General features: G+C 54.5%; 11 protein-coding genes. 9 read left to right on the top strand and 2 right to left on the bottom strand.

Translation table 11 applies throughout. The annotated features are described in order from the left end of the window. Positions 1-168 precede the first annotated feature (168 nt). From aroP to ACLW56_RS03105, 5 genes are all read left to right on the top strand, one after another. Positions 169-1536, top strand: a complete 1368-nt coding sequence (gene aroP, locus ACLW56_RS03125; protein ID WP_330982359.1) for an aromatic amino acid transporter AroP — start codon at positions 169-171, stop codon at positions 1534-1536. A gap of 237 nt (positions 1537-1773) precedes the next feature. Beyond that, positions 1774-3177: an MFS transporter gene (locus tag ACLW56_RS03120; protein WP_330982358.1), complete on the top strand. Its 1404-nt coding sequence runs from the start codon at positions 1774-1776 to the stop codon at positions 3175-3177. Then, complete coding sequence (locus ACLW56_RS03115) at positions 3174-4124, top strand: family 43 glycosylhydrolase (RefSeq protein WP_330982357.1); 951 nt, start codon at positions 3174-3176, stop codon at positions 4122-4124. Before ACLW56_RS03120 ends, ACLW56_RS03115 begins: the two co-directional genes overlap by 4 nt. A 215-nt stretch (positions 4125-4339) precedes the next feature. Then, positions 4340-5797, top strand: coding sequence for a glycoside-pentoside-hexuronide (GPH):cation symporter (locus tag ACLW56_RS03110; protein ID WP_330982356.1), 1458 nt, complete (start codon positions 4340-4342; stop codon positions 5795-5797). Beyond that, positions 5790-7337 (top strand): glycoside hydrolase 43 family protein, encoded by a 1548-nt coding sequence (locus ACLW56_RS03105; protein WP_330982355.1) that lies wholly within the window; start codon positions 5790-5792, stop codon positions 7335-7337. The genes ACLW56_RS03110 and ACLW56_RS03105 overlap by 8 nt, the downstream gene beginning before the upstream one ends. Before the next feature lie 93 nt (positions 7338-7430). Here the strand turns inward: ACLW56_RS03105 and ampE are convergent, their stop codons facing one another. Then, positions 7431-8285, bottom strand: coding sequence for a beta-lactamase regulator AmpE (gene ampE / locus ACLW56_RS03100; RefSeq protein WP_330982354.1), 855 nt, complete (start codon positions 8283-8285; stop codon positions 7431-7433). Beyond that, positions 8282-8845, bottom strand: a complete 564-nt coding sequence (gene ampD / locus ACLW56_RS03095; RefSeq protein WP_330982353.1) for a 1,6-anhydro-N-acetylmuramyl-L-alanine amidase AmpD — start codon at positions 8843-8845, stop codon at positions 8282-8284. Before ampD ends, ampE begins: the two co-directional genes overlap by 4 nt. Before the next feature lie 87 nt (positions 8846-8932). Between ampD and nadC the strand changes: the two genes are divergently transcribed. From nadC to hofC, 4 genes are all read left to right on the top strand, one after another. Continuing rightward, on the top strand, positions 8933-9826 hold the full coding sequence (gene nadC, locus ACLW56_RS03090; protein ID WP_330982352.1) for a carboxylating nicotinate-nucleotide diphosphorylase: 894 nt from the start codon (positions 8933-8935) through the stop codon (positions 9824-9826). A 160-nt stretch (positions 9827-9986) separates the two neighbouring features. Next, positions 9987-10424 carry a prepilin peptidase-dependent pilin gene (ppdD, locus tag ACLW56_RS03085; protein ID WP_330982351.1) on the top strand — a complete coding sequence of 146 codons (438 nt, stop codon included), beginning with the start codon at positions 9987-9989 and terminating at the stop codon, positions 10422-10424. 10 nt (positions 10425-10434) lie between these two features. Next, positions 10435-11820, top strand: coding sequence for a type II secretion system protein GspE (gene gspE / locus ACLW56_RS03080; RefSeq protein ID WP_330982350.1), 1386 nt, complete (start codon positions 10435-10437; stop codon positions 11818-11820). Then, complete coding sequence (gene hofC, locus ACLW56_RS03075) at positions 11810-13012, top strand: protein transport protein HofC (protein ID WP_330982349.1); 1203 nt, start codon at positions 11810-11812, stop codon at positions 13010-13012. The genes gspE and hofC overlap by 11 nt, the downstream gene beginning before the upstream one ends. Positions 13013-13031: the final 19 nt, after the last annotated feature.

Below are 13031 nucleotides of genomic sequence, written 5' to 3'. Positions count from 1 at the left end.
AAAGCAGGTGCATTCACTGGCACTTACCACTATTCTTCAACCTGCGGAAGCCTACCAGGCAAGATTCCCCCTTCCGTAATGTAAAAAATAATGTACAGAAAACGGAAATTCATAATGACACGCGCTTAACCAAAGCGTAGAAAAAACAATCACTCACGAGGTTTCAAAATGGAAGGTCAACAGCACGGCGACGAGCTGAAGCGCGGCCTCAAAAACCGCCACATTCAGCTTATTGCGCTGGGTGGAGCCATCGGAACGGGCCTGTTTCTGGGCAGCGCTTCCGTTATTCAATCCGCAGGCCCAAGTATTATTCTGGGTTATGCGATCGCAGGTTTCGTGGCCTTTCTGATCATGCGTCAGTTAGGTGAAATGGTGGTCGAAGAGCCCGTAGCCGGTTCCTTCAGTCACTTTGCCTACAAATACTGGGGCAACTTTGCCGGTTTCGCCTCCGGCTGGAACTACTGGGTGCTGTACGTGCTGGTCGCCATGGCGGAACTGACCGCCGTCGGCAAATACATCCAGTTCTGGTATCCCGAGATCCCAACCTGGGCCTCTGCGGCGGTGTTCTTCGTCGTCATTAACGCCATCAACCTGACCAACGTGAAAGTGTTCGGTGAGATGGAGTTCTGGTTCGCCATCATTAAAGTGGTGGCCGTGGTGGCGATGATCCTGTTCGGCGGCTGGCTGCTGTTCAGCGGTCACGGCGGCCCACAGGCCACCGTCCGCAACCTGTGGGAGCAAGGCGGTTTCATGCCGCACGGCGTCCAGGGGCTGGTGATGATGATGGCGATAATCATGTTCTCCTTCGGTGGCCTTGAACTCGTTGGCATCACCGCAGCAGAAGCTGACGACCCGCAAAATAGCATCCCGAAAGCGACTAACCAGGTTATCTACCGCATCCTGATTTTCTATGTGGGCTCGCTGGCCGTGCTGCTGTCTCTGCTGCCATGGACTCGCGTTACCGCAGACACCAGCCCGTTCGTGCTGATTTTCCACGAGCTGGGTGACACCTTCGTTGCCAACGCGCTGAACATCGTGGTGCTGACCGCCGCGCTTTCCGTGTACAACAGCTGCGTGTACTGCAACAGCCGTATGCTGTTCGGCCTGGCACAGCAGGGCAACGCGCCAAAAGCGCTGACCAAAGTCGACAAGCGCGGCGTGCCGGTGAACACCATTCTGGTTTCCGCCGTCTTCACCGCACTGTGCGTGCTGATTAACTACCTGGCACCGGAGTCGGCCTTCGGCCTGCTGATGGCGCTGGTTGTTTCCGCCCTCGTGATCAACTGGGCGATGATTAGCCTCGCGCACATAAAGTTCCGCAAAGCCAAGCAGCAGCAGGGCGTCACCACTCGCTTCCCTGCCCTGTTCTACCCGCTGGGGAACTGGATTTGCCTGTTCACCGTGGCCGCGGTGCTGATCATCATGCTGATGACCCCAGGTATGGCGATTTCCGTGTACCTGATCCCGGCGTGGATCGTTATCCTCGGTATCGGCTATATGATTAAACAGAAAGGGGCGAAGGCCGTTCGCGCTTAATCCCTCCACGCTCTGTATCTCATTGCAGGTACAGAGCGTTTTGCCACTCAAACAGCCTCCCTTCTGCGTAAATCGTCCACATCCTTTACCCAGAGAAAACTGTCACAGCAGCCTGTTACCTGCTTCACACTTTCCCTCCTACAGCAGATTTGTCCATGTCATCACCGCATTCCTGCAACGCAATATTCCGTTAGCGAGCGAATAATATTCTGCCTATCTCATTGCGGGGACGCGTCAATGGAAAACAACAAATTAACGGTCAGAGAAAAAATCGGTTATGGCATGGGGGACGCCGGGTGCAACATCATCTTTGGCGCCATCATGCTGTTTGTGAACTACTTTTATACGGATATTTTCGGGCTGGCTCCGGCACTGGTGGGCGTATTGCTGCTCTCCATTCGTGTGATTGACGCCGTCACCGACCCGATTATGGGCGCAATGGCAGACCGCACTCGCAGCAAATATGGCCGCTTTCGCCCATGGCTGCTGTGGATTGCCTTCCCCTACGCGCTGTTCAGCGTGCTGATGTTCACCACGCCGGAATGGAGCTACAGCAGCAAAGTTATCTATGCGTTTGTCACCTATTTCCTGCTTTCCATCACTTACACGGCCATCAACATTCCTTACTGCTCACTGGGCAGCGTGATCACCAACGATCCGAAGGAGCGCGTGGCCTGCCAGTCTTATCGCTTCGTGATGGTCGGCATCGCCACCCTGTTGCTGTCGCTGACTTTACTGCCAATGGCCGACTGGTTTGGTGGCGATAACAAAGCCAAAGGCTATCAAATGGCGATGACCGTGCTGGCGTTTATCGGCATGTGCATGTTCCTGTTCTGTTTCGCTACCGTGCGCGAGCGCGTACGCCCGGCAGTACAAACCAATGACGAACTGAAGCGCGACCTGAAAGACGTGTGGAAAAACGACCAGTGGGTGCGCATCCTGCTGCTAACGTTGAGTAACGTCTGCCCCGGCTTTATCCGTATGGCGGCAACCATGTATTACGTGACGTGGGTCATGCAGCAAAGCACGCATTTCGCCACGCTGTTTATCAGCCTTGGCGTGGTGGGGATGATGATCGGCAGTATGCTGGCGAAAGTCCTCACCGACCGCTGGTGCAAGCTGCAAGTGTTCTTCTGGACGAATATCGTACTGGCGGTGTTCTCCTGCGCGTTCTACTTCTTCGACCCGAAAGCCACCATGATGATTATGGTGCTCTACTTCCTGCTCAACATCCTGCATCAAATCCCTTCCCCGCTGCACTGGTCGCTGATGGCTGATGTGGATGATTACGGCGAGTGGAAAACCGGGAAACGCATCACCGGGATCAGCTTCTCTGGAAACCTGTTCTTCCTTAAAGTTGGGCTGGCTGTCGCTGGGGCCATGGTGGGCTTTCTGCTTTCCTGGTACGGTTACGACGCAGGTGCGAAAGCGCAAAGTGCGCAGGCGATCAACGGCATTGTGCTGCTGTTTAGCGTGATCCCAGGCGTGGGTTATCTGATCACCGCAGGCGTGGTGCGCTTACTGAAAGTTGACCGCGAACTGATGAAACAGATCCAGAGCGATCTGGAAAAACGCCGCCAGAATTACCGCGAACTGAACGACTATCAGGCACAGGCAGAACTGATAAGGAAACCACAATGACCGCATGGCCGAACCCTTTTATTGAACAGCGCGCAGACCCTTTTATTCTGCGCCATCAAGAGAATTACTACTTTATCGCTTCCGTGCCGGAGTACGACCGTCTGGAGATTCGTCAGGCGGCCACGCTTGAAGGATTACATCATGCAGAGCCTGTTGTGGTGTGGAGAAAACCAGATACCGGACCAATGAGTCAGCTTATCTGGGCACCAGAACTGCACAACATCGACGGAACATGGGTTATCTATTTCGCTGCCACGCATACGCATGACCTCGATAAGCTCGGCATGTTCCAGCATCGCATGTTTGCGCTAGCCTGCACGGATGAGTGCCCGCTCAGCGGAACATGGGTTGAAAAAGGTCAGGTTAAAACGCCGTTTGATACCTTCGCGCTGGATGCCACCACCTTCCGACACCAGGGAAAACAGTGGTATTTATGGGCGCAAAAAGCGCCAGATATTGCCGGAAACTCCAACCTCTATCTGGCAGAACTGGAAAACCCATGGACGCTGAAAGGCCCGCCGGTGCTGCTCAGCAAACCCGAGTTTGACTGGGAGTGTCGTGGATTTTTGGTTAATGAGGGCCCCGCGGTAGTGGTTCATGGAAACCGACTATTTGTTAGCTACTCCGCCAGTGCCACCGACGAAAACTACTGCTTGGGGCTGCTGTGGATAGACCTGGACGCTGACCCGATGCAGGCCAGCAACTGGCACAAATCACAGGTGCCGGTGTTCACCACCAGCTATGAAAACCGCCAGTATGGGCCGGGACATAACAGCTTCACGGTAACGCCGGAAGGGGAAGATGTGCTGGTCTACCACGCGAGAAATTACACCGAGATTGAAGGCGATCCGCTCTACGATCCGAACCGCCATACGCGTTTAAAACTGATTCGCTGGAACGAAAACGGGATGCCTGATTTTGGCATCCCGCCTGCGGATACTTTGTAAAATGGCCCATAGCGCTCCTTTTTATGAGGAGCGTTACTTATTTGTAGCGGAACAAATACAGAATATCCTGAAGTCTGTCAGACCAATTTAGCCCTGTTATGTGACAACTTCCTCAGTTGATAAAAAACATAACGATCGGACCAAATATCACAATGGCGCAATAACCCCCCGGTCCATAGAGTAAAAAAACACCACACTCAAAGGCTGGAGATAAAATGAGCACAGCAAAGAGATTGTCCATTGCCGAAAAAATTGGCTTTGGCATGGGCGATGCTGCCTGCGGCATTGTCTATTCCTCAGTAACGATGTTTTTAACCTATTTTTATACCGATATTTATGGGCTGTCGGCGGCAGCGGTTGGGACCATGTTTCTGGTCACCCGCGTACTCGATGCGATTACCGATCCGTTAACCGGGCTGCTAGCCGACCGGGTCCGTACCCGGTGGGGCCATTTTCGTCCATGGTTAATCTGGTTCGCCGTTCCTTATGCGGTACTGGCGGTATTCACCTTCACAACGCCGGAATTTGGCGCATCCGGTAAATTGCTGTATGCCTACATTACCTACACCTTATTAATGCTGTGCTACACCTTTATCAACATTCCCTACTGCGCGCTTGGCGGCGTGATCACCACGGATGAAAAAGATCGCTTATCCGCCCAATCCTATCGCTTTACGATTTCCTCGCTGGCCGGATTGGTCGTGTCGGTTGCCACCTTATTTTTGGTCGACTGGCTTGGCAAAGAAAATAAACAGTTCGGCTTTCAGGCCACCATGGCGATCATGGGCACCCTGGCTGTCGTGATGCTTTTTTTCTGTTTTTTCAGCACTTCCGAACGAGTGCGTCCTGCCAGCGAAACCCATCACAGTATGATCGGCGATCTGCGCATTTTGCTGGCGAACGATCAGTGGCGCATCGTGGCTGTCATCACCTTCTTTTCCAGCATGGCTGGCGTAATGCGCAGCGCCGCCACGCTCTACTACGCGACTTATCTGATGTTGGGTGGAATAGAAAGCGCCGCAGGGACAGCCATGAAATCAGCTTTTGTGTCCACCAGCGTCGTGGGCACCATTATCGGTAGTCTCGCCGCTGGCTATTTAGCGCAGCGTTATCGCGCGGTCTCCCTGTTTAAAAATATTAACTTACTGTTAGTGGTTATCGGGGTGGTGATGTTTTTTGTGCCTCCCACCTGGCTGGCGGTGGTCTTTCCGCTCTATTTTCTGGTGGGCTTTTTCCATCAAATGTACCAGCCTTTTAAATGGAATATGATGGCCAACGCAGCCGACTACGGGGAGTGGAAATTTGGCCGCCGGATAACCGGCCTCTCTTTTTCCGGCAACTTATTTGCCTTAAAAATGGGCATGGCGGTAGCCGGTGCTTTTGTTGGGTTTTCTCTCGGCTGGTTCGGGTATCAAGCAGGCGTCCCGGCGCAAACAGCGCTCGCCACCCATGGAATTATCGGCTTATTAACCCTCGGTCCTTCTCTCTCCTATTTTATTCTTTACTGGCTGAGCCGTTTTTATACGCTCGACGACACCATGATGGGCAAAATCCAGCGAGAATTGGCACAGCGGCAGCAGGCAGAAAGCAACAATACGGAACAAGAATCCCCTTTGCTGGTTAAAAACCCCAATCAACCGTTGCCCGCGGTCGGAGGAAATCATCATGGCTAATCACGCGGCACGCCCCGGTTATTATCAAAACCCCGTAATCCATGCTGATTATTCTGATCCAGATATCGTCCGCGTAGGGGATGATTTTTATCTGGTGGCTTCCAGTTTTAACCATTTTCCTGCCCTGCCCGTCCTGCACTCAAAGGATTTAGTCAACTGGAGCCTTATCAACCACGTATTTTCCACCTTTAATCTTCCGGTCTACGACAGTGTGCAGCCGGGCAAGGGCGTCTGGGCCCCCTCTATTCGCTATCATGACGGTAAGTTTTGGGTCTTTTTCAGCACCCCTGATGAAGGCATTTTTATGTCCTGCGCCAGCGATCCTCGCGGCAGCTGGAGCGCACCGCACTGTGTCAAACAGGCCAAAGGGTGGATAGATCCTTGTCCGCTGTGGGATGACGATGGGCGCGCGTGGCTGGTTCATGCTTTTGCCCATAGCCGCAGTGGCAGAAAACATCAGTTACAGCTCCTGGAGATGTCACCAGATGGTCGCTCGTTACTGGACGAAGGGCTGATTATTTATGACGGCACGCTGGATAATCCGACCCTCGAAGGGCCAAAACTCTACAAAAAGCACGGCTGGTATTACATCTTTGCTCCGGCTGGCGGCGTCGAAACTGGCTGGCAGACGGTCTTGCGTGCCCGTGCGCTACAGGGGCCATGGGAGACACGGGTGGTGCTCCAGCAAGGAGAAACCCGAGTTAACGGTCCTCATCAAGGTGGGTTTGTCGAACTGGCAAATGCAGAGTGTTGGTTCATGCATTTTCAGGATGCCGATCTCTACGGACGCCTTGTCCACCTGCAGCCCATGAGCTGGCAGGCCGATGGCTGGCCGCTTATCGGTGAACAGCGCTCTCCCGACGAGCCAGGCCAACCGGTGAGTGAACACCTGATGCCATCGGTGGCCCAACAGCCACAAGGTTTTCGTCAGCCGCAAACCAGCGATGACTTCGCCAGCGGGCACCCCGGAAAACAATGGCAGTGGCAGGCTCAGCCGCAGCCGAACTGGCTGGAGCCAGCCACCAATGCCCTGCGGCTAAGCTGTCAGCCAGTGCCCGAATATAACGGCGAACAGGCGCTCTACCTCCAGCCCAATCTGCTATTACAAAAATTCCCGGCGCGAAAGTTCAGCGCGACCACCTGTCTGCAAGCAGATTTTCACCATCCGGGAGAAATGAGCGGCTTAATCATTTATGGCGAACGCTATGCGGCGCTGGCGCTTTCACAGCACGAGGGGCAAGGTAAAATCGAGCTGATCGCCGCGTGGATGAGCGATACCGGTGTGCTGCATCAGCAGCAGCATGACATTGCCGTCTGGCCGTTAAACTGCCCGCTTTGGCTTAGAGTCGAGGTAAAAGCAGGCGGATTATGTACTTTTCAGTATGGTGAAAACGGCTGCGACTGGCAGCCTGTCACACCTTGCTTCGCGGCAGGAAAAGGCAAATGGGTCGGCGCAAAACTGGGGCTGTTTGCTGCGGCGGGCCAGCCTTCGAAGTGGGCAGGTGCAGGAGTTTACACCCAGTTTACGGTTGAGAGCTGAGCTGAATGCCGGGCGGCACGTTGTTTGCCCGGCCTACCAAACCCGATAAATGGTGTAGGCCGGATAAGCATCAGCGCCATCCGGCAATGCAGGTTAAACCAACGTCCCGTAAATCGTCAGCAGCGCCATGATCACCACCGTCAGGTATGACGCTTTCTTCGCCATGGAGACCGCCGCTTTTGGTGTCGCCACTTTATCAACGTGCGGCTCACGCGCCAGCGAGAACTGCGCCAGCTGTGTCAGAACCTGGTATTGCGAACTGTGGCGGTCGCCAAGGGAAGCAAACCACGCCGGCAGCGCTTTTTCACCGTGACCAATCAACGCATACACCACGCCGACAAGACGCACCGGAACCCAGTCCAGCACATGGAGAATGGCATCCACACCGGATTGCTGGCGATCGCGTGGGGTTTGATAGCGAGCAAGGAAACTCTGCCAGGCGCGCAAAAACGCATAGCCCATCAACGTGACCGGGCCTAAAGGGCCGCCGACGACAAACCAGAACAACGGCGCCAGATAATAACGAAAGTTGATCCACAGCAGCGCGTTTTGCAGCTCGCGCAGAAATTCACGTTCATCGCAGCCAGGCGGCACACCATGAATCAGCGTCAGCTCGCTCGCCATGGCATCTCGCGCATGGGCATCATCGCGCGACGCAGCTTTCAGATAGGCGTGATAATGCAGCCGCACTTTCCCTGCACCAATACACAGCAGGCCTAGCAAGATCCACACCACCAGCAGCGGCACATTAAATAGCAGGCCGTGTAACGCGCGGGTCAGCAGCCAGACAATCGCCATCGCGATAATCGTCATCAGCAGCGTGACGGAAAAAGAGTAGCGTTTAACCCGACGGAACAGCACTTCCAGCCGGTGATCAAGCTGCCAGTGTTCTCCGAGTTTAAACAAACGCTCGGCAATCAGCACCAGTAGCGTGGTAAACAGCGTCATGTCATCTCCTTATCTGACGGTTGGCCCACCAGTGCGCGAAAACGTGGCCAGTCGAATGCCGGACCGGGATCGGTTTTGCGCACTGGAGCAATATCACTGTGTCCGGTCATGTGGCGGGCAATGGCCGGATAAGCCGAGACAAGCACGCGGGTCAGGGCCGCAAGCTGCTGATATTGTTGGTCGGTATAGGCTAAAGTATCGGTGCCTTCCAGCTCAATGCCAATCGAAAAATCATTACATTTTTCACGCCCCTGATACGACGACACACCAGCATGCCAGGCGCGTTTATCGAAAGGAACGTACTGCACGATTTCGCCATCCCGGCGAATCAGGCAGTGTGCAGAAACCCGCAGGTGGGCAATCTCGGCAAAAAAGGGATGAGCATCAGGATCGATTGTTCCTGTGAATAGTGCATCAATCCAGGGACCACCGAATTCTCCGGGCGGCAGGCTGATATTGTGCACCACCAGCAACGTGGGGGCTTCATCATCCGGGCGGCAATCATGATGCGGCGACGGCACGCGTCGGGCATTATCCAGCCATCCACCGTGTAACTGCATGCAGGCTCTCCTTAATGTATGGTGCTGAAATCCGGTTCAGAGTAGCATGTTTATAACTTATGATTCCTTACCATTTGGAGTTTTATCATGCCGCCTCGCCACTACAATCCTGAGCATCGTCGTGACGCGCTGCTGGAACGTATTAACCTTGATATTCCTGCTGCAGTGGCGCATGCGCTGCGTGAAGACCTGGGCGGTGAAGTCAGCGCCGCAAACGACATCACGGCACAATTGCTGCCTGAAGATACGCAGTCTCACGCGGTGGTCATCACCCGTGAAGCAGGTGTATTCTGCGGAAAACGCTGGGTAGAAGAAGTGTTTATTCAGCTCGCCGGTGACGATGTCAGCCTCACCTGGCATGTGGAAGATGGCGATGTGCTGAGCATCAACCAGCCGTTGTTTGAACTGAAAGGCCCTTCCCGCGTACTGCTGACCGGCGAACGAACCGCGCTGAACTTTGTTCAAACACTTTCCGGCGTTGCCAGTGAAGTACGTCGCTATGTTGAACTACTGGAAGGCACAAACACCCAACTGCTTGATACCCGCAAAACCCTGCCAGGCCTCAGAACCGCGCTAAAATATGCGGTTCTGTGCGGCGGCGGCGCGAATCACCGTCTGGGTTTATCCGATGCGTTTCTGATTAAAGAAAACCACATCATCGCTTCCGGTTCCGTACGCCAGGCGGTTGAAAAAGCCTTCTGGCTCCACCCGGATGTGCCGGTGGAAGTCGAAGTCGAAACCCTGGAAGAACTGCAGGAAGCGCTGAAGGCCGGGGCCGACATCATCATGCTCGATAACTTCGACACCGGGCAGATGCGTGAGGCGGTAAAAATCACCGACGGTCAGGCTCGCCTGGAAGTGTCCGGCAACGTCACGTTCGACACCATTCGCGAATTTGCAGAAACCGGCGTGGACTACATTTCCGTGGGGGCGCTGACCAAACACGTGCGTGCCCTCGACCTCTCCATGCGCTTTAAATAACACCTCAAACCTGAAGGGGATTACGATCCCCTTCGCAAAGTTTCGCAACGCACCGCAAGCCGATAAAACACTCTGGAAGCGCCCTTCTGCTTTCAATCAAAACCCTTCGTCATGCTCTTTCTCTGCTGTCAAAGTGCTCCCGTTAACCAAGGAGCCTGTGATGAACAGAGAACAAGGATTTACCCTGATTGAGCTGATGGTGGTCATCGGCATCATCGCCATTCTGAGCGCTATCGGCATTCCGGCCTACCAGAACTACCTGCGCAAAGCGGCCCTCACCGACATGCTGCAAACCTTTATGCCTTACCGAACGGCCATCGAGCTCTGTGCCCTGGATCATGGCGGTATCACGCCCTGCGACGGCGGCACAAATGGCATTCCTGCGCCCGCAACCAGCCGGTATGTCTCAGGAATGGACGTGGCGCAAGGCACGGTGACCCTGACAGGCCAGGAAAGCCTCAACGGGCTAAGCGTGACGTTAAAACCAAACTGGGACACGGCCAATGGCATTACCGGATGGCAACGCACCTGCACGCTTGCCAGCGACAGCGCATTAAAGCAGGCGTGTGAAGACGTCTTCAGGTTTGACGGTAACTGAGGGCGAAAAGATGAAGCATGAACAGATAACGACGCTCTGCCAGCGCTATCACGCCGTCGTCCTCCGCAGCAGTGAGCAAGTGCTCAATATCGCTATCGTGGGCGATCCGCCAACAGAACTCATGGATTCGCTGCGCTTTTCGACGCAAAAGCGGATTGATATTGAGTGTTGGGATCAGCCCCAAATGGACCAGTATCTGCACATCTCGCAGGAGACGCATTTACCCGCCGCTCGCGATGATAACGGCAACGTGGTGGAGTTGCTGAACCAGACCTTCCAGCAGGCGCTGCAACAGCGGGCATCGGATATCCATTTCGAACCTGACGAAGAACACCTGCGAGTGCGATTACGGGTAGACGGCGTCCTTCATGCGCTGCCAAATTTTTCACCGACGCTCAGTGCGCCGCTTATTGCCAGACTCAAAGTTCTGGGCAGCCTGGATATTGCCGAACGCCGCTTACCGCAGGACGGGCAATTTAGCGTGGATATCGGCGGAAATAACGTCTCATTCCGTATCGCCACGCTTCCCTGTCGCGGCGGCGAAAAAGTCGTCCTGCGCCTTTTGCATCAGGTGAAGCAGGCGCTGGATGTCAAAGCGTTGGGGATGAACGCTGCACAGCTTGCGGCATTCCAGCTTTCTCTCAAACAACCCCAAGGCTTAATTCTGGTCACCGGGCCGACCGGCAGCGGAAAAACCGTGACGCTTTACAGCGCGTTGCAGTTACGTAATCACCCGGAGATTAACATTTGCAGCGTGGAAGACCCGGTAGAAATCCCGCTTCAGGGAATTAATCAGACACAGATTAACAGCCGGGCAGGCCTGACGTTTCAGAATGTCCTTCGTGCGTTGCTGCGCCAGGACCCTGACATCGTGATGGTCGGCGAAATTCGAGATGCTGAAACGGCGGAAATTGCGATAAAAGCGGCGCAAACCGGGCATCTGGTGCTCTCGACGCTGCATACCAATTCGACGACTGAAACACTGATTCGACTCCAGCAAATGGGCGTAGCACGCTGGATGATTTCCTCCGCACTCCAGGTTGTCATTGCTCAACGCCTGGTACGCCGCCTTTGTCCGCATTGCCGCAAACAGGAAGGCTATTCATCGATTTTGCCAAACTCGCTCTGCCGTACGCCTCTCCCGCACTGGAATGCCCCTGGCTGTAATCGCTGTTACCACGGCTATCACGGACGGCTCGCGTTGTTTGAAGTGTTGCTTATCACGCCGCCGCTGAAACAGGCGATTATCAGTGGAGCAAGCCCGGAGGAAATCGAGAAGATCGCTCGTGATAGCGGAATGATGACGCTGTTTGAGCATGGTTATGAGAGTGTCCGGCAAGGCCAGACGAGTGTGGAAGAGTTGCTAAGAGTCATAGGCTTGCCGCATGCCGGGTAAGCAGTTGTGGCAATGGCGAGGGGTGACACCGCTGGGCGTCACAATACAGGGCTGTGTGTGGGCGGACACGAAAATGACGGCCCTGTACCAGATTCAGCAAGAGGGTGTTTATCCGCTGACATTAAAACGCAGCGCGGTAAAAAAGTCTCACTGGCAGGCGCAATACTGCAGCGAATTCGTGCAGCAGCTCGCCACACTGCTGCAGGCCGGGCTGACACTATCAGAAGGGTTATCTCTACTGGCAGAGCAACATCCCAGCCCACAATGGCAGGCATTGCTGCAAGATCTGGCTCGTAGTCTGGCTCAGGGGGAATCTCTCTCTGTGGCTTTACAGCGATGGCCCGAGGCCTTTACCCCGCTGTATCCGGCAATGATCCATGCGGGAGAGATGACAGGAAAACTGGATTACTGCTGTTTTCATCTGGCGCGCCAGCAGCAGAGGCAGCACGCTCTGAGCCAAAAGGTGAAAAAAGCCCTGCGCTACCCGCTGATCATATTGCTGTTGGCCGTGGTGGTCGTTATCGGGATGAGCGGTTTTGTTCTGCCGGAATTTGCCGCCATTTACCGAACCTTCAACACACCTTTGCCCTTGCTGACCAAGATGGTGATGGCGATGTCCTCAACTGTACAAAGGGGTTTACCGCTCATTGTTGCGATGGCCTTCTTGCCTCTTATACTGCGCCCATTGCTTAAACGCAGCCCTCGTTGGCAAATGCTTCGCCCTCGTCTACTGCTGAAACTGCCTGTTTTTTCCAGCCTGATTCGTGGGCAAATGCTGAGCCAGATCTACACGGTTTTGGCGCTCACTCAGAATGCGGGCATTCCTTTTTTACAGGGGCTGGCAAGTGTAGAGAAAACTCTTAGCTGCCCCTGGTGGCGCAACATCATTCGCCAGACCAGTGATTCGGTGGCGCAAGGCAGCGCCATCTGGCAGGCCATGGCGAAAAGCCCCATTTTTACCCCGCTGTGCAAACAACTGGTGAGAACCGGTGAAGTGTCGGGGTCGTTGGATAAGATGCTGGAAAATCTGGCGAACTATCACAGCCAGCAAACCAATCAGCAGGCAGAGAATCTGGCAACGTTGTTAGAACCGGTGATGCTACTGGTGACAGGCATCATCATCGGCACGCTGGTCGTGGCGATGTATCTGCCTATTTTTCATTTGGGGGATGCAATCAGCGGGGCGGGATAACGGCTGGCGCAAAAACTGC

This window comes from Pantoea sp. sgz302252, assembly GCF_047713085.1.
Taxonomy (GTDB): Bacteria; Pseudomonadota; Gammaproteobacteria; order Enterobacterales; family Enterobacteriaceae; genus Scandinavium.
This window is presented reverse-complemented; position numbering and strand designations above follow the sequence as displayed.